This window comes from Vibrio sp. 378 (genome assembly GCF_033339435.1).
In genome coordinates this window covers 93,019-111,622 of the sequence record NZ_JAWOUO010000001.1, presented here as the reverse complement: position 1 = coordinate 111,622, position 18,604 = coordinate 93,019, and the positions used below count along the sequence as shown (strand labels likewise).

The window sequence follows — 18,604 nt, the reverse complement described above, 5'->3', positions numbered from 1 at the left end:
AGTTAATACAAAAGGCAGCGAGAGGCTCATTCGCTGCCTTTTTTCGTGAATATAGGTCAATACGTAAGCGCGAGAATGATCCCAGCCACGATAGAAGTAACGCCAAGCCCTCGGGTGAGATACCATTTCTCAGACAGAAACCAAATCCCCATAAACAATCCAAACACGATGCTGATTTGCCTTAGTGCCACCACCAAACTTACGTTGTCGGTCATGGTCATAGCAAACAACACCAAGCCGTAGGTGGATGCCATCATTACCCCTGCCATGCTGGCTGTTTTGCGGATCTGCCACGCTGTCTTAATCTCATCTGGCTTGTCCGTAACTAAGCACCACACAAGGGCAGGAATACCAATTGCCCAAAACTGCACGCCCAAGTAGAAGATTGCACTGTACTGATCATTCAAGATCTCTGATGCTTGTCCTGTGAGTAAACTCAGCGCTTCTTTATCGACTACCGAGTAACCCGTTGTGCCTATTGCGGCAATCAATGCCCAGAACACACCAACGTTCAAATAAGAACCCAATGTCATCTGACGAAAATTCGTCAGTGGTACAAGCATACAACCAAGAGTAATTAGTAAGAATCCAAGCCACTGCTGACTAGATAATTCATGTCCCAATGCAACACTGATTGCGCCGACCATCATCACAGGCAGTGCCCGAGCAATCGGATAAACCACCCCCACATCAGCGTGCTTATAAGCGACAATCAAACCAACCAGATAAACCATTTGTGAAATGCCGCTAATGAACAGCAATCCCCAAAACTCACTCGGTAATGATGTCCAGCCAATGGTTGCCAAATACCAAATCAAATAAGGGGTAAGAATGAAACATGCAGAAAAGCTGGCGGCCATGGTAAACGCGAGCCCTGACCCAGAGTTGCTTTTGCCAAGGATATTCCAGCCTGCATGAAGAACAGCAGAGAAAACGACGAGACCAATCGCCAACAAATCCATTTCAATGTTCCTGTCTGAATAAAAGAAAGGCCCCGAGATGGAGCCTTAGATAATGAGAAAATCCACTTAACGATTGAGTTCCGCCAGAGATTCAATGCTAATGGCATCGTGTCGCCAATATTCGATATCGCAATCAATCAACTCACCGTGCTGGTTGTAGTTGATGCGCTCCACTACCATCGCTGGCGTACCGGCTGTCGCGCGCAGTGCCTGAGCCATTTCACCCAACAAAGTGCTGGTTGAAATGCGGTAGCGAATCTTTTGATACGTCACGCCATAATGCTCGCGGTAAATGTCCGTCAGTGAGTTTGACAAATCATAGTCCAGCAGATTCGGAAACAGCTCTGGGCGAATATAGTTTGTTACGAATACTACAGGTCTATCTTCAAGGTATCGCACACGGTCGACTCGATACACGTCCGAGAAAGGCTGCAAGTCCAGCAAGCGCGCAGCTTGTTTGTTTGCCAACGTTCCTTTTGCTGCGACCAACTCCGTTTTTGGCACGCGATTTTGCGCTTTCGCCATGTTCGGGAAGTTCAGAGTTTGGGTTGGGTCGTAACGCAATGGCTCGGGTGAGATAAACCAACCTCGGCGATCTTCGCGATAGATTCTACCTTCTGCTTCCAGCAGTGATAAAGCTTCACGCAGAGTGACGCGTGTAGTATCGAACGACTCCGCCAACTTACGCTCTGCTGGCAGTTTTTGACGCGGCGATAGCATGCCCGCTTCAATCTGTTCAACAATCGAATCTTTAATTTTTACGTATTGCACGAAGTGTCCTTATCTTTTGCGCCAAGCTTGTGTGCGATTCTCTAACAATTTACCCAAAGTCATCTGAACAATCTTCGCAATTGCGGCAGCAATCATGATCATCACAGCCATTGCCGCTGCAGCGCCAGTTTGACCTGCATCGTCCATATTCAGAATCGAGACCGAAGCCGGAATCGTATCGGTTGAGTAAAGGAATACTACCGCAGAAGTGGTGGTCAATGCATTAACAAACAAGTAAGTCGCAATGTCCAAAATCGCAGGTAAGCACACAGGTAATGTCACTTTAAAGAACAACTTGTATTGAGGAAGCTTCACCGATGCCGCCGTGGCTTCAATCTCCGATGGCAACTGCTTTAGCGCTGTCAGGGCTGTCATGTGACCCACTGTGTAGTAATGCACTACCGTGTTAATTACCAAGAATGCCATGGTGCCATAAAGTACGTTCAAAGGATTGTTCGCATCGTTGAAGTAAAAGATGTAGCCCAAGCCAAGCACCATACCCGGAACCGCCATCGGCACCACGCTGAGCATTTGCATCACTTGACGAATTGGACCGAACGCACGCCCTTTCTCAATGCAGTAAGCACCGACAAAGATGATTGCTGTACCAATAACCGCTGTCCAACCTGCCAGCGTTAGCGAGTTGAAGAATGGGCTCCAACCGTAGGTGCTCATTTCAGCAAAGTTGTAGTTGTTTAGCGTCAGCGCTTTGTTCCAAGGCCAGAACGTAACTAACGAGCCATACACCGCCATGCCAAGCACAGCCAACACTGCAATAGAAATGATGCTGCAGTAAACCAAACAAATGCTGTCGCGCGCTTTGTTAGGCTCTGGCTGATAAGGCACCGAGCGAGTGTCAAATAAGCTCTTTTGCTTTTTCTGAACCCAGCGGTCTGCGCCGAATGCCATTACCGCAGGAAATAGCAGCATAATGCTGGTCACCGCACCCATGGCAAAGTTTTGCTGTCCCACAACTTGCTTGAAGATGTCAGTCGCCAGAACGTTATAGCTGCCACCAATCACTTTCGGCACACCAAAGTCCGTGATAACCAGTGTAAAGACGACGATAAGCGTACTGATCAAACCGTATTTCGCCGCAGGTAACGTCACCATAAAGAAGGTTTTGATGGGAGAGGTTTTAAGTGCGCGGGCTGCTTCATACAAACGGGCATCTGAAGTGCGCAGCGAAGTAGTCAAAATCATCAATGCATGAGGGAAGGTCCAGAAAATCAAACCCATCGAGATCCCAATCACGCCGTAAATCGAGCTTCCTAACAGCATCTCTTTGGCAATGCCTTGATTACCGAAAAGGAAGATTAAACTGATCGCTGGTAGCAACGAAGGCGCGAGAATCGGCGCAGTACCTAGGATTTGGAACAAACCTTTAAACGGCATGCATGAACGAGTCAGCGCGTAGGCATAACCAAACGCAAGCACACCGACTACCGAGGTCACAATCACGCCCAAAGTGAAGGTATTACCCACCGACACCCACAAGCTTGAAGAAGAAAAGTACGTCGCAAAGTTTGCCAGACCGACAAATTCGCCATTGGCATTTTGCACACTCTTGGTCAACATTGCCCAAAGCGGCATTAAGATGAACAGCACCATCATGGTCGACAAACCAGCGAGCAAGCCAAACAACACAAGGTTGTCGCGGCTAACACGTCCGAGTAGGGATTTTGCTTTGTCTTGTGTGGTCAGGCTATTCATCGTCATTGTCTTCGCATCCATGTTTACACCTACGCTGCTAGCGCTTTATCAACCGAGGGCACGGCGTAACCATGCAGCCCTTCTTCAGCAAACTGGATGTAACGTACATCGCCCGCCTTGATATTGAGTTTTTGAACCGTTTCCACAGGCACATCCACTACGATGGTTTTCGTTGAGCTGTCGTTTTGCAATACGCAATCAATGCGGAAAAATGCCCCCAGAAACTCGGTTGCCGTAACTCGCACAGGTAAAGAGTTATTGTAGTTTTCAACGAACTTGATGCTTTCAGGACGCACCGCAAGGTCGAAGCGGTCACCACGTTGGATCTTACGATTAGTCAAGCTTGGCGCTGGCATCAAGGTTTCAGCAATGCGCACTTGGGAGTCTGTTGCGGCTGAGGTTTCAATAAAGTTCATGCTGCCGACAAACTCAGCAACAAAGCGCGTTGCTGGTTGTTGGTAGATCTCTTGAGGTGTACCGACTTGCTCAATCACGCCATGGTTCATCACCACAATGCGATCCGCCATCGACAATGCTTCGTCCTGATCGTGCGTAACCATGATGGTGGTGATGCCCAGCTTACGTTGCAGCTTACAAATCTCGTCACGTAAGTGAACACGTACTTTTGCATCTAGCGCTGACAGCGGCTCATCAAGTAACAGTAGACCCGGTGACAACGCCAATGCACGAGCCAAAGCAACACGCTGCTGCTGACCACCAGAAAGTTGGTTAGGGAATTTCTCGCTAGAGGTTGGAAGACCAATGGTTTCTAACCAGTAATCCACCTTCTCTAACGCTTCTTTGGTCGACATACCTTGGTTCTTCAAACCCACCGCAATGTTCTCTTGCACAGTTAGGTTCGGAAACAGCGCGTAAGACTGAAACACAATGCCGAAATCACGCTTTTCTGGTGGTAGAAATGTGGTCTCTTGACCGTTTTGAAAAATCGCACCAGACGTTGGCAAGTCTAAACCTGCAATGGCACGTAGCAGAGTGGTTTTACCGCAGCCAGAAGGACCAAGAAAACAAACGAACTCGCCCTTTTCAATCGCTAGCGAGATTTTCTTTAACGCAGTGAACTGTCCGAATTGCTTCACTACATTTTCGATATTTAGGTAATGTTGGTTAGTTGACATAACACATGCTCCAAATGGTATATACCAACTTTAGTTTTGGAGTGTTACGTTCCAATGACAAATTTATAGCCAGAAGATGACAAATAGATGAAGGGAGATGAGAGTGGTAATTAGAGATTCCCGACTTTCTTAAGTCCGTCATTCCAGCGAACCTAGGTGAGACTAGGAATCTACTTGCAGCAAACTCTGAAATAACAGAGAAAACAAAAAATCCACCTCAACCGAGGTGGATTTCAGCATTCAAGTTAGAGCAAATTCAATTAAGACTTTGGCTCTGATTTCGCGTCGAACTTCTCAGACCATGCCGCTAGAATCTCTGCACGCTTGCTGCCCATTTGCGCGAAGTCCATCTTCGCCATGTTCTCTTGAACATTCGGGAAGTTAGACACGGTCGCTTTCACTTCTTTATGTGCAACCACTGGGTACATTTCTACGTATAGCTCGTTTGCTGCTTTAGAGATTGACCAGTCGACAACACGTTTCGCTGCATCAGACTCTTTTACTAGACCAACGGCTTCTGATTCCCAACCGATGCCTTTTGGTGTGATAACCGCTAGTGGTGCACCTTGTGTTTTCAGCTTCGCGCCGCGGCTCGCCATAGAAATACCGATAGCCACTTCCCCCATACCCGCTTGAACACATGGCTTAGAGCCAGAGTGCGTGTAGTGTGCAATGTTCTTGTCTAAGTCACGCATGTAGTTCCATGCCTGATCTTCACCCATGTTTTGTAGCCAAGCAGAAACCTGCATGTAGCCAGTGCCTGAAGACGCAGGGTTAGGCATTGCAATGTGACCTTTGTAAACCGGCTTCGTTAGGTCTTCCCAAGACGTTGGTTTCGGTAGGTTAAGTTGTTTCGCTACCGCTTCGTTGAAACAAACTGCGTTAAAGAACGCATCGTTACCGAACCAAGCTTGGTTTGATTGAGGGTCGTTTAGGTTCGCGTGCAGCTCTTCCAAACCTTTTGGTGTGTAAGGCTTAAGAAGACCTTCATCTTTAAGCAGTGCCATTGACGAGCCAGCAAGACCCCAAACCACTTCCGCTTGAGGGTTGTTCTTTTCGGCCAGCAATTTCGCCGTCATGATACCGGTGGAATCGCGAACCCACTTAATCTTGATATCTGGGTTATCTTTCTCAAACGCAGACTTGTATTTCGCAAGAATGTCAGTTTCGAAAGCGGTGTAAACCGTGACTTCCTGTGCTGCCATTGCATTCGTAGCTAGCAGAGAGACAAGTGCAGCCAGCGATCCTTTCATCAAACGGTTTTTCATCATTTTCTCCAGTTAATTTGGCTAAGTTTCATTTGGTCTGTACCAGTTGACGATATACACCCTACTGAGCCTTTGTGACGAAATCATGACCATTAAATGGCAGTTTTACGAAAATTTGCGATGAATAATCGTTCAATTGATCCGCCATTTTCTGGATATTAAAGTTTTATGAAATTGGAGATTCGCCTATTTACTGCCCTTTTCTTCCTCGCTAGAGTGAACTCGAAATTTGGTGTAGACCAATTAGCCTATTCTGATGGAAATCGAGATGAAAAACGAATACCTACTACTGACTCCAGGTCCTCTATCTACTTCTGAAACAGTACGTGAAGCCATGCTAAAAGACTGGTGTACTTGGGATGATGAATACAACAAAGACATTGTAGAAGTGATCCGCACTAAGCTTGTAAAACTGGCGACGGAGCAAGACGGCTACACCAGCGTACTAATGCAAGGTAGCGGCACCGCATCAGTAGAAGCGACAATTGGCAGCGCCATTGGCAAAGATGGAAAGTTGTTGGTTGTCGACAACGGTGCGTACGGTGCACGTATCGCTCAGATCGCTGATTACCTAAATATTCCATGCCATGTAGTTTCCCCAGGCGAAACATCACAGCCACACTTGAACGAGGTGGAAACTGCATTGGCATCGGATCCTGCGATCACACACGTGGCGATTGTTCACTGCGAGACAACCACTGGCATGCTGAATCCAATTGAGGCATTTGCTTCTGCGGCAAAAGCACACGGTAAAGTCGTGATTCTCGATGCCATGTCGAGCTTTGGTGGCATTCCTATCGATATCGCAGAGCTAGGCATCGATTTTATGATCAGCTCTGCAAACAAATGTATTCAAGGCGTACCGGGTTTTGGCTTTGTGATTGCGAAACAAACTGAGCTAGAAAAGTGCCAAGGTCAGGCGCGTTCTTTGAGCCTTGATCTTTACGACCAGTGGCACTGTATGGAAGTGAACCACGGCAAATGGCGTTTCACGTCTCCAACGCACACAGTTCGCGCTTTCTACCAAGCATTGCTAGAACTGGAACAAGAAGGCGGCATTGAGGCTCGTCATAACCGCTACCAAACTAACCAGAAAACACTGGTTGCAGGTATGCGCTCTTTGGGTTTCGAACCGCTACTGAGTGATGACCTTCACTCGCCAATCATCACCTCTTTCTACTCTCCAACTCACAGTGATTACCAATTCAAAGCGTTCTACACGCGTTTGAAAGAGCAAGGCTTCGTGATTTATCCGGGTAAAGTATCGAACGCAGATTGCTTCCGTATCGGCAACATTGGCGAAGTTTACCCAGCAGATATCGAGCGCTTAATCGATGCAATTGAAAAAGCAATGTACTGGCAAGTTGCGTAAAGCAGCCTTCTAATTGAGAAAGCGTTATGAATCAGAATATCAAACCGACTCATTTCCGCAGCGAAGGCGATGTCAACACAACACCAGCGCGCCAAGCTTGGAATGCATCGATGGACGACGAACGCACGCAAGCATTACTAAAGCGTGATTCGGAGGTCTTTCTTCATCAAGCCATGTCGACGCCGTGCTTAGATACCTTGGAAGCAGCAGAAGGCATCTACATCCAAGATGCTACCGGCAAAAAGTACATGGACTTCCATGGCAATAACGTCCATCAGCTGGGCTACGGTCACCCGCATGTGATTAAACGAGTGCAAGAGCAAATTGCCAAACTGCCGTTTTCACCACGTCGTTTTACCAATGAAACCGCAGTTGAATGTGCCGAAAAACTCACCCAAATCTGTGGCGGCGAGTTGAATCGCGTGTTGTTTGCGCCGGGTGGCACATCTGCGGTTGGTATGGCACTTAAACTAGCGCGCCACATCACAGGCAACTACAAGGTGGTGTCGCTGTGGGATTCCTTCCACGGCGCATCATTGGATGCCATTTCAGTAGGTGGCGAAGCGTGTTTCCGCCAAGGTATGGGACCATTAATGGCAGGTGTTGAGCGCATCCCACCAGCCGTATCTTACCGTGGTGCTTTCCCAATCGCGGACGGCAGCGACGTGCATTACGCCGATTACCTCGAATACGTGATTGAGAAAGAAGGCGGCGTGGGCGCGTTTATCGCAGAAGCAGTTCGTAATACCGACGTACAAGTGCCGAGCAAAGCCTACTGGAAACGCATTCGAGAAATCTGTGACAAACACAATGTCATGTTGATCATCGACGACATCCCGAATGGCATGGGTCGCTGCGGAGAATGGTTTACCTACCAAGCCTACGACATCGAGCCAGATATGCTCTGCATCGGTAAAGGCTTGGGCGGAGGCTTAGTGCCTATCGCTGCCATGGTAACCAAAGACAAATACAACACCGCCGAGCAGATCTCCATGGGCCATTACACTCATGAGAAAAGCCCTATCGGTTGTGCCGCCGCGCTGGCAACCATGGAAGCCATTGAGCAAGAGGGCTTGCTAGATAAAGCCAAAGCCGATAGCCAGTTCATGCGTGAAAAGCTGCTAGAGATGAAAGCCAAGTACCCAGTGATTGGTGATGTTCGTGGCATCGGCATGTTGTGGGGCATTGAGCTGGTCACCGACCAAGAGAGCAAATCGCGCGCGTATGACGAAGCGGAAGCTGTGCTATACCAGTGCCTCAACAATGGCGTGAGCTTCAAGGTATCGCAAGGCAATGTGATTCAACTCAGCCCACCGCTGATCATCACCCGCGAACAACTGACAGAAGCGTTGGCGATCTTCGAAGAAGCCATCGCCAAAGTGTGCAAAGACTTTAACTACTTTTAGGGTCAATAGACCTCAACAAAAACCAATTTACCCAGAGCGCGGTTCCAACGTGTAGGCAAGCGCTCTGGCAAGCAAGAAAAAGGATTGAACATGAGCAACTCACCAATTCAAGCAGTGATCTTTGACTGGGCTGGCACTATCGTCGATTTCGGCTCTTTTGCACCGACCAGTATCTTTGTGGAAGCGTTCAAACAAGGCTTTGATTTCGATATCGACCTAGAAGAAGCGCGTGAACCAATGGGGCTTGGTAAGTGGGATCACATTCAAGCTGTGGGTCGCATCCCTGCGGTTGATAAGCGCTGGAATGAGAAGTTTGGTCGCTCAATGACCAGCGAAGACATCGACGCTATCTACGCAGCATTCATGCCTCTACAAAAAGCAAAAGTGGCTGACCATGCAGACCCAATCCTTAATGCGATTGAAGTTGTGAACGGTCTGAAAGACAAAGGCATCAAGATCGGTTCTTGTTCTGGTTACCCTCGCGAAGTGATGGACGTATTGATTCCAGTTGCAGCGGATTACGGCTACAAACCAGATTACGTAGTAGCAACGGATGACCTGCCTCAAGGTGGTCGCCCTGCACCATTTATGGTATTGAAGAACGTGATTGAGCTGAATGTTACCGACGTTAATACGTGCATCAAAGTGGATGACGCCGCACCGGGCATCGATGAAGGTCACAACGCCGGTATGTGGACCGTTGGTTTGCTGCTTTCTGGTAACGAAGCGGGTCTGACGTTTGAAGAATACCAAGCCGCGGACGAAGCAACACTTAATGCCGCTCGTGAAAAAGCGCGTGCAAAATTGCTCAAGAGCTCGCCGCATTACCTCATCGACACCATTGCTGACTTCCCAGAAGTCATTGCTGATATCGAACGTCGCCTAGCAGCAGGTGAGCGTCCTTAGTCTTCATCTTCCACAAATAAATGAAACAAACGCCCCTCACGTGAGGGGCGTTTTTCTTTTTGGCACTATCTTAGAAAGTTTGGCTTATTGAAGCGTACTTCCGTTAGATAGCAGCTTTCTTGTCGGCTCTTGCTCGGTGTATTCGACCGCATCGTGAGCGGCGAGCTTCTCGACTTCCGCCTGTTCACCCACCACAACCAACACGTGTTGTTTCACCAGAGCGTCGACCACTTCAATGTTGTGCTGACGAAGAAGCGCTCTCACTTCGCTCTCTTTTCCTTCATGATACTTAACAAAGTAACGTGCAGGTTGCTGCTCGGCTTGATCTTGGCGTTCATCCACGAGAGGAAATCCTTGATTGTTTGCCAAGCTGCTTGAGCTCAGTCCGATTGCCAATAATGCAGTAGCGCCTACCGCAGACAAAGAAAGTAAGGTCAACTTCTTCATAGTCACTCCTTATTGAAAGGTCAGAGTCCAACTGTTGATGGTGCCTGTGTCTCTTCTGGCATTGTCCACCGCTTTAAGTTCCCATGTGCCTTGCGATTCAAAACCAGAAAAATCCGCTTGGAACGTGTTTTTTATATCGTTAGCGCTGCCGCCAGTATTATTGTGAAGTACAACTTCTCCACCAGTCGGTGACGTTAAAGTCACTCGTAGATCACCGATGTAAGTGTGGCTAATATCAACGTCAATACTTACTGTGCCTGAATCACCAGAGCGATCGACTTCTACTGCACTGATTGCGCCAGAAGATTTATTATCTGGAATCGCAACAGGGCTGGTATTTGAGAAGCTAGAATCCGAAGAGCTACCACCATCAGGTCCATTACAGCCAGCGTCCAAGAACAGCTTCGCCGCTTCAGCATTAACTAGGCCGTGGCCAGTACGGTTGTCTCGACCAGCAACATCAATATCTGTTGCAGTTTTCACTAGGGCATTACGCACTTGCGCTGCTGTACAGGTTGGGTGGTAACTCCACACCAAGCCAGCTACGCCCGTTACGTGCGGTGTCGCCATTGATGTACCATTGTAGTATTCGTAATCTTCACCAGAGGTTGTTGCAACAGTAATTTCCTGACCAACATACCCCAACAGCTCTTGACCAAATGCACGATCAACCGTTACCGAAACCATACGATAAGCGTTGTTTGTGTCTACCAAGAATGGGTTTTGTAAACCAGGTAGTTCAGAGTTGCTGTATACGATTGCAGCTCGCGCACCCGCATTGTAACAAGCCTGAACCGCATCCACTTCAGGATAGTTTCCTGAAGACTGGTTGCCAATACGCTCAGTCAAACAAATTTTGCCCGACATATCACCACAGTTAACATTACCGCCAGATACATCACAGCTATCTAGCGTTGCCGTTACTGAACCAGCGATTGGATCCGGAACATACGAAGAACCGTTATTGATCAAACGATTGTGAGGAACAATCCCACGATCAAACTGACTTACACCATTCAAGGCAATATCAGAAAGTTTACCTTCACCTACCGTAACCGTTGATAAGATCGCCACACCCGGGCCTGAGATCTCAACTTGATTAGTAGATTGTGAGAACGCTGCATGATCATTTTGATTATCAACAGCCGCAACAGACATCACTGAGTCATAAGAAGCTGGATAGCTGTGCGCTGTATTGCCATCATTACCCGCAGCGGCGATCAATAGAACGCCTTGATCGTAAATATTTTGCAGTGCATTTTGCTCAGTTCGGCTTGATTGACTACCACCAAGGCTCATGTTCACAACGTTAGCACCATTATCGGCACAGGTTTGGATTGCTTTAACAAGCCCAGATGAGTAACCCCAACCCGATTCGTTAAATACTTTCACGATGTGCAAATTAACATTCTGGTTTGGCATCACACCCTTTACACCTTCGGTGTTGGCAATCGCAGCAATCGTACCCGCGACGTGAGTACCGTGGGCATTGTTGTTACCCGGATCACTCCATGATCCCGTACCACTATCGTTAGTACCAGCAACGCGGTTACCGCTTAGGTCGTTGTGCGAAATGTCGTACCCTGAATCGATAATACATACAGTGCGATTACCCGCATTGAAGTCAGCTAGCAGTTGAGCATTAACCGCTTCATATCCCCATGGGGTCGTTTCGCTGAGCAAATAGCGAGGTGGATCGACTTCCACGTATTCCACATCACTACGGTTGCGAAGCGGCTCTAAGTCATCGCCATCCAATTCAACGCTGTAAATGGCGCGATTGCCCAGTTTTTCCACCTTACGTGCCTTCACCTGTTCTAGAACAGACTCCTGCGCGATTCGTGGCCCCCAGAATGAGTTACCCCCCATTGAAGAACGGCTGACTGCATCTTCTTTGAATTTGACGATGTACTTCGTCGGTAACTTAGATTCATCAAATCCCATTGGTGGAGCCGCAAACGCTGACATCGAAGTGGTCAGTGCTATTGCTACGGCAGACAACGAAAATAAGCCTTGTTTTTTACTTGTTGTGTAGTGCATTTGCCCTATTCCTTATTTGAGCTAATTTTTATTCACTATATTCTCATGAAAAGTCATCATCATGATGTTTACATGAGAGCTTCAGCTATAGTTTACAGAGCAAAAATGCCAAACAATTTGTTTCATGAATATACAAATTTGTACAAAAGATCATTCAATAAACACTTTAAGTTAACATTAAAAATCATCGACAAAACCTTATAAAGCAATTACTTAATTAACAAAAAGTGAATGTTAAATTAATGTTAGTGAGTAATTATTCTAAATATCACCCATTTAATCGATTGCTATGCTGAATGGATTTTTTGACCGTGGTGCCAAAACTGAAATATTGAATATTTAGTTGTTGACTGTCTTGAGCATTTACTCAGAATTAGAAGGTTTAGTGAGAAAAATTCTCATCTAAATACTGTTATAGCCGAGCGTATTCACGCATTCGGAACAATAACCATTACAAGAAGAGTGAATGATGAAAAAAACAATCACACTATTAACTGCATTACTTCCGCTTGCCTCCGCCATTGCAGAGGAGCCAACTTTATCACCAGCAATGGTTTCTGCGGCTGAAGTGGTTAGCGCGCAAGAAAATCAAACTTATACGTACGTTCGATGCTGGTATCGTACGAGCCACTCTAAGGACGATGCGGCTACCGATTGGAAATGGGCAAAAAACCAAGATGGTAGTGACTTCACTATCGATGGTTATTGGTGGAGCTCTGTTTCATTTAAAAACATGTTCTACACCAATACCTCACAAAACGTAATTCGCCAGCGTTGTGAGGAAACACTAGATCTAGCGAACGAGAACGCAGACATTACCTTTTTTGCTGCCGACAATCGTTATTCTTATAACCACACGATCTGGAGCAATGATGCTGCAATGCAACCAGATCAAATCAACAAGGTAGTGGCTTTAGGCGATAGCTTGTCTGATACAGGCAACATCTTTAACGCATCCCAATGGCGCTTCCCTAACCCGAATAGCTGGTTCTTGGGTCACTTCTCAAACGGTTTTGTTTGGACAGAATACGTTGCTAAAGCCAAAAACTTACCGCTATACAACTGGGCAGTTGGTGGCGCAGCAGGTGAAAACCAATACATCGCGCTAACTGGTGTCGGCGAACAAGTTTCTTCTTACTTAACCTACACAAAGCTGGCGAAGAACTACAACCCTGCTAACACATTGTTTACGTTAGAGTTTGGTTTAAATGATTTCATGAACTACAACCGTAGCGTGCCGGAAGTAAAAGCGGATTACGCTGAAGCTCTGATTCGTTTAACAGACGCTGGCGCGAAGAACTTCATGTTGATGACACTGCCAGATGCAACCAAAGCACCACAGTTCAAATACTCAACACAGGAAGAAATTGAAACGATTCGTGCGAAAGTATTGAAGATGAACGAGTTCATCAAAGCACAAGCGATGTACTACAAAGCCCAAGGCTACAACATCGCATTGTTTGATACACACGCACTGTTTGAGAAGTTAACCTCGGCACCAGAAGAACACGGTTTCGTAAATGCAAGCGACCCTTGCTTAGACATCAACCGTTCATCCTCTGTTGACTACATGTACACTCACTCATTACGTTCTGAATGTGCAGCATCTGGCGCAGATAAGTTCGTGTTCTGGGATGTGACTCACCCAACCACAGCAACGCATCGTTATGTGGCTGAAAAAATGTTAGAAAGCAGCAATAACTTAGAAGAGTTTCGCTTTTAATAAGCCGTTGTTGTTCATTGCAAGTTAATCTGCATAAAAATGACCACGATGCTTCGTGGTCATTTTTTATCGATATCGACCCCCGATAACGGGTTTATTTGAGCTCGCTTACTTCAAGCCGTTGATTTAGAGACGTTGACTTTGAGCAGTCTCATTCAGCGTTCTGTTTTGGTACGTTACCGCGGAAGCTGTTCACCATAATAGAGATCAACGTCTTTAAGGTTTCATCATCACTGCGGTATGAGTAGGCTCGTATACCCGTAAACTGAACCTGGAACAACTGAGCAAGAAGCAATGTATCCTGGGCTTCAATTTCGCCATTCTCGATTGCTCGCTCAAACAGCTTTGCAAGAAAAGATTCAAATTGGTTTGCTAAGCTGTTTGTTTGATTGCGTAGCGCATTAAAATCCTCAGCAAATTCACTTGCTGATTTGACTAACATGCACACTTCACTGGGATTGGAGTCTCGCTGATTGATAACCACATCAATCGCGAAAGCTTCTATTGCATCTAGAACCGTTGTGTTCTGAGCTAAATGCAACTCAAACAGGGCTTGTAAGTTCGCAACGTACATTTTTAGCGCTTCACAATATAGCCCCTCTTTTGACCCAAACGTCGCATAGATACTTCCAGGACGCAGATTAACGCTATCTTGCAAATCACGTGTAGATGTTGCATGAAAACCTTTCTTCCAGAATAGATCCGAGGCGGCTTTCACCACTTCATCACGTTGGAATTTCTTTGTATTCGCCATGAGCAATTATCAATTTTGAACATATGCTCAATTTTATATTGAGCGACCGCTCAAAATCAACTATCCTGTTCTTGCCTAATTCGCTCATATCCAATTACAGGAGATTTAAACATGGCAGAATTTAAACTGTATACCGCAGAAAACGCACCCGAAGGATCAAAGCATCTGATTGAAAATTCAGTCAAAGCGTTTGGCATGCTACCAAATCTTCATGCTATTATGGCTGAAGCGCCAACCTTGCTTGAGGGTTATCAAGTTGTGCATGAGCTCTTTCAACAAACATCATTTAACGCAGAAGAATTGACCGTCGTATGGCAAACCATCAACGTTGAACATGGTTGTCACTACTGCGTTCCTGCTCATAGTGCGATCGCGGCGTCAATGAAAGTGGATCAGGAGATTGTTGATGCTCTCGTCAACCAAACACCATTGGCAGACGAAAAACTTGAAACACTACGAGAAACAACGCTTCAAATGGTGCGTCAACGTGGTGTAGTGGAAGAGTCTCAGATAGAGAAATTCTTTGCGGCAGGTTACGGACAGCAGCAACTGCTTGAAATTGTACTTGGTCTAGCGCAAAAAGTGATGAGTAACTACACCAATCACCTAGCTGACACCCCGGTTGATGCACCTTTCAAGAAGTTCGCCAAGTAACTTAAGCTTTTATTACTGGTCCCATTGATGGGACCAGTAATACCTTCAAAAAAGGCTTTGTTGCATGACGCTTCGCTAGTGTGCGCTGATCCCTAATTACAACGGCGCAACGTCGGTTCCTCCTAAAGACTGGTAAAGCGTAACCTGAGTGAGAAACTGGTTGTAGCGGTTTGCCAACAAAGAAGCTTGCGCGTTTCTGGTATCTTCTTGTGCATTCAAATAGTCCATGATCGATGTCGAGCCATACTGATACCGCGCAGCATAAATGGACTCAGCAGCACTTGCGGCATCATATTGCTCTTGTAAACGCGCCGCCTGATACTTCAATTTTTCGCGTGCTGACAAGGCATTTTCGACATCTTGGAATGCGGCGTACAACACTTGGCGATAGCTCACAATGGCCGATTGATAGTCTACATCGGCAATGGCTTGGCTGTTTTTCATCTCATTCCACTGCAAAAACGGTAGCGTCATATCCGCACCTAAACTGCCGATCGGGTTGGAAAGCAGGTCTTTGAGCGCTTGTGACGATCCCCCCAAAGCCCCAGTGAGCGTCAGCTTGGGCAAGTAGTCCAAATCTGCTGCGTCTTTATTTGCTAACGCCGCTTTGACTTCATAAATCGCTGCTTTAATGTCGGGTCTGCGGATCAATAAATCAGACGGAGCACCAACACTCAACGATGGCATATCGCCTTCAGGCAGCATTTGGATGGTTGCACTGATGCTCTTCGGCGGTTGATTGAACAAAATCGCAAAGGCGTTGTTTGCCTCAAGTAAACTCTGTTCAAATTCACTTTGCTGTGCTTGTAAGCTTGCCAACGTACGTTTGGCTTCAAGTACATCTAACTGATCCACAGCGCCAAGTTGGTACTGTTTTTCAATCAATTGTAGCGTTTGAGCTGCGTCTGCCACATTACGCTGACTGAGGTTTAAGCGCTGTTTCAAATAACCGATTTGCCAATATAACGATGCCGTCGTTGCGACCAAACTTTGTGCGGTCGCCTCGCGATCTTGTTGACTTGCCATCGCCGCCCACTTGGCTTGGTCAACGTCCGCCGAGATTTTTCCCCACAAATCCAACTCGTAATTGACGGACAAGTTAGTGCTGTAGCTATCTGCCGATTCCCCGCCATCAAGAGATTTTTGAACTTGTCCTGATGTGGAAGAACTCAACGTAGGGAAAAGGTCATCTTGCGCTAAACCCAGCTGTAAACGCGCTTTCTTTAGCGTTAGCGTTGCCAGCGTCAAATCGTTGTTTTGAGCCAACACCTGAGTAATGTATTGATTAAGCGTTGGGTCGTTAAACGCCAACCACCAAGGATCCATACTGACATCACCCGCAACATGCATCTGTTGCCAATTTGCAGGCACTTGCACCTCAGGAGCTTGATAGTCGCTACGCATAAGCGAACCACAACCTGACAACCACACTGCGCTTAAGGCAGCCGCGACCAATCGAGTTTTGAATTTCATTGTGTTACTCATTTTTAGTCTCTCGCTAGCGCTTCTATCGGATCGAGTTTGGCGGCATTGCGAGCGGGTAAAAAGCCGAAAGCGATGCCAATCAACGTTGAGCAAATAAACGCCCAGATGATCGAGTTCATTGAGTAAATCATTTGGAAGCTGCTGCCAGATGTACTGAATGCAAAACCAATCAAAAACGCCAAGCCAATACCAGCAATGCCACCACACAAACACACCAGTACCGCTTCAATCAAAAACTGACGCAAAATATCCGCTTGCCGCGCACCCACAGCCATTCGCACACCGATCTCTTTCGTGCGCTCTGTCACCGACACCAACATAATGTTCATTACGCCAATTCCGCCGACAATTAGGGAGATCACCGCAATCGCTGAGATCAGTAACGTCATGGTTGCGGTGGTTTTCTCGATGCTCTGACGAATGGTGTCAGTGTTAATCGTGAAGAAATCTTCTGTACCGTGGCGCATTTTTAACAAGTTGATGATGCTCTGCTCTACCGCCGCACTTGGGGCGTTCTCATCAATCCGTACAGTAATGCCGTTGAGGTAGCGTTGTCCCATCATGCGTCCCGACATGGTGGTGTATGGCACCCAAATTTTCAGCGCGTCGCTGTTACCAAACGCGTCTTCTTTTTTCTGCGTGACACCCACAATACGCACTGGCAATGAACCAAGAAAAATCACTTCACCAATCGGATTTCTATCCGCAAACATTTCCTTTCTGGTGTTGTCATCAATCACTGCTTCTTGGGCGAGTGAGTTCACGCTCTCTTCATCCCAAAACTGACCTTTGGCAATCTCATAACCGCGCACACGGAAATAATCTTCCCCAACCCCTTCCACAGACGCGGTTGCATCCTGATTGGCGTAACGCACGGTTAAGCTGTTGGATAAAGACGGCGTGACACTGTCGACAAAAGGTAGACTCTCCAACGATTTAGCATCGTCGGCGGTTAGCGTTTTCACTCGTCCGGAGCGGCGGTCACCAAACCCTTTGCCCGGCCTGACATCAATGGTGTTTGTTCCCATGGATGAAATATTCGACAAAATTTGCTGTTGTGAACCATTACCTAGTGCCACCACGGAAACCACCGAGGCTATACCAATAATGATGCCGAGCATGGTCAAAAACGTGCGCATTCTGTGGCTAGACATCGCCAGCAGCGCCATTTTTAGCGCGTCAATAAAACTGTCCCACTTCCACCACTTACTGGCGGCTTGCGCTGGGCGATGAAAAGACGCGCTCGGTGTCTTTGCTGCTTGCTCATTGATTACAACTTGTGCATTTGGCGTATCTGCAATGATTTCACCATCTTTGATTTCAATGATGCGATCCGCAAAGTTCGCCACGTTCATATCATGAGTCACTAAGATGATCGTATGCCCAAGTTGATGCAATTCTTTAAGCAGTGCCATCATCTCTTGCCCACTGTGACTGTCTAATGCGCCAGTGGGCTCATCGGCGAGAATCACCTCACCACCGTTCATCAGTGCACGAGCAACACTCACGCGCTGTTGCTGGCCACCACTCAGTTGGCTGGGCTTGTGAGTCAAACGATCTTCCAGCCCCAAGCGAGCCAACAGTGACTGCGCTCGCTCCGCTCTTTGACGATGAGGAACTCCCGCATAAACCGCAGGTACTTCCACATTTGCCACCGCGGTTAAATCCCCCAGCAGATGGTAACGCTGGAATATAAAGCCAAAATACTCGCGGCGCAGTTCCGCCAATTGGTCGGATTCCAACGTCGAGACATCTTGCCCATTAATGAAGTATCGACCGCTGGACGGTTTATCCAAGCAGCCGAGCACATTCATCAGCGTCGATTTACCTGAGCCCGATGCACCCACGATCGCGACCATTTCACCGCGTTTTATCTCTAAATTAATGTGGTTCAACACAGTAAGCGACTCGTCGCCAGAGACAAAACGTCGAGTTAAATCCTCAACTTTTAAAAGCACGTCACTCAT

The 18,604-nt window shown here is 47.1% G+C and carries 15 protein-coding genes; 5 read left to right on the top strand and 10 right to left on the bottom strand.

Going from position 1 to position 18,604, the window contains the following annotated elements; genetic code table 11:
- Window positions 1-56 precede the first annotated feature (56 nt).
- The 5 genes from R7Q48_RS00495 to R7Q48_RS00475 form a co-directional block, all read right to left on the bottom strand.
- Window positions 57-962, bottom strand: a complete 906-nt coding sequence (locus R7Q48_RS00495) for an EamA family transporter (protein WP_005384368.1) — start codon at window positions 960-962, stop codon at window positions 57-59.
- A gap of 66 nt (window positions 963-1,028) precedes the next feature.
- A complete protein-coding gene (gene phnR, locus R7Q48_RS00490; protein WP_005374048.1) occupies window positions 1,029-1,733 on the bottom strand; it encodes a phosphonate utilization transcriptional regulator PhnR in 705 nt (234 codons plus the stop codon).
- 9 nt (window positions 1,734-1,742) lie between these two features.
- Window positions 1,743-3,467, bottom strand: a complete 1,725-nt coding sequence (locus R7Q48_RS00485) for a putative 2-aminoethylphosphonate ABC transporter permease subunit (RefSeq protein ID WP_213898728.1) — start codon at window positions 3,465-3,467, stop codon at window positions 1,743-1,745.
- 8 nt (window positions 3,468-3,475) lie between these two features.
- A complete protein-coding gene (locus R7Q48_RS00480; protein WP_054728638.1) occupies window positions 3,476-4,582 on the bottom strand; it encodes a putative 2-aminoethylphosphonate ABC transporter ATP-binding protein in 1,107 nt (368 codons plus the stop codon).
- A gap of 260 nt (window positions 4,583-4,842) precedes the next feature.
- Window positions 4,843-5,853, bottom strand: coding sequence for a putative 2-aminoethylphosphonate ABC transporter substrate-binding protein (locus R7Q48_RS00475; protein ID WP_005384363.1), 1,011 nt, complete (start codon window positions 5,851-5,853; stop codon window positions 4,843-4,845).
- A gap of 265 nt (window positions 5,854-6,118) precedes the next feature.
- On the opposite strand from R7Q48_RS00475, the gene phnW reads away from it, so the two are divergent.
- From phnW to phnX, 3 genes are all read left to right on the top strand, one after another.
- Window positions 6,119-7,222: a 2-aminoethylphosphonate--pyruvate transaminase gene (gene phnW / locus R7Q48_RS00470; protein ID WP_256903312.1), complete on the top strand. Its 1,104-nt coding sequence runs from the start codon at window positions 6,119-6,121 to the stop codon at window positions 7,220-7,222.
- Window positions 7,223-7,248: 26 nt separating this feature from the next.
- Window positions 7,249-8,628 carry an aspartate aminotransferase family protein gene (locus R7Q48_RS00465; RefSeq protein WP_256903311.1) on the top strand — a complete coding sequence of 460 codons (1,380 nt, stop codon included), beginning with the start codon at window positions 7,249-7,251 and terminating at the stop codon, window positions 8,626-8,628.
- Between the two features lie 90 nt (window positions 8,629-8,718).
- Window positions 8,719-9,534 carry a phosphonoacetaldehyde hydrolase gene (gene phnX, locus R7Q48_RS00460; RefSeq protein WP_256903310.1) on the top strand — a complete coding sequence of 272 codons (816 nt, stop codon included), beginning with the start codon at window positions 8,719-8,721 and terminating at the stop codon, window positions 9,532-9,534.
- A gap of 84 nt (window positions 9,535-9,618) precedes the next feature.
- Here the strand turns inward: phnX and R7Q48_RS00455 are convergent, their stop codons facing one another.
- Window positions 9,619-9,981 (bottom strand): ATPase, encoded by a 363-nt coding sequence (locus R7Q48_RS00455; RefSeq protein WP_256903309.1) that lies wholly within the window; start codon window positions 9,979-9,981, stop codon window positions 9,619-9,621.
- A 9-nt stretch (window positions 9,982-9,990) separates the two neighbouring features.
- Entirely contained in the window at window positions 9,991-12,021 is a 2,031-nt protein-coding gene (locus R7Q48_RS00450) for a S8 family serine peptidase (protein WP_318132102.1), read from the bottom strand.
- 466 nt (window positions 12,022-12,487) lie between these two features.
- On the opposite strand from R7Q48_RS00450, the gene R7Q48_RS00445 reads away from it, so the two are divergent.
- Complete coding sequence (locus R7Q48_RS00445; protein ID WP_017819748.1) at window positions 12,488-13,744, top strand: type 2 secretion system lipase; 1,257 nt, start codon at window positions 12,488-12,490, stop codon at window positions 13,742-13,744.
- Between the two features lie 151 nt (window positions 13,745-13,895).
- Here R7Q48_RS00445 and R7Q48_RS00440 read toward each other — a convergent pair whose 3' ends face one another.
- Window positions 13,896-14,498, bottom strand: coding sequence for a TetR/AcrR family transcriptional regulator (locus R7Q48_RS00440; protein ID WP_005384344.1), 603 nt, complete (start codon window positions 14,496-14,498; stop codon window positions 13,896-13,898).
- Window positions 14,499-14,609: 111 nt separating this feature from the next.
- Here R7Q48_RS00440 and R7Q48_RS00435 point away from each other — a divergent pair, with 111 nt between their 5' ends.
- Complete coding sequence (locus R7Q48_RS00435) at window positions 14,610-15,152, top strand: carboxymuconolactone decarboxylase family protein (RefSeq protein ID WP_203345278.1); 543 nt, start codon at window positions 14,610-14,612, stop codon at window positions 15,150-15,152.
- 96 nt (window positions 15,153-15,248) lie between these two features.
- Here R7Q48_RS00435 and R7Q48_RS00430 read toward each other — a convergent pair whose 3' ends face one another.
- Complete coding sequence (locus R7Q48_RS00430) at window positions 15,249-16,625, bottom strand: efflux transporter outer membrane subunit (protein WP_203345277.1); 1,377 nt, start codon at window positions 16,623-16,625, stop codon at window positions 15,249-15,251.
- A 14-nt stretch (window positions 16,626-16,639) separates the two neighbouring features.
- Window positions 16,640-18,604 (bottom strand): MacB family efflux pump subunit, encoded by a 1,965-nt coding sequence (locus tag R7Q48_RS00425; RefSeq protein ID WP_029846580.1) that lies wholly within the window; start codon window positions 18,602-18,604, stop codon window positions 16,640-16,642.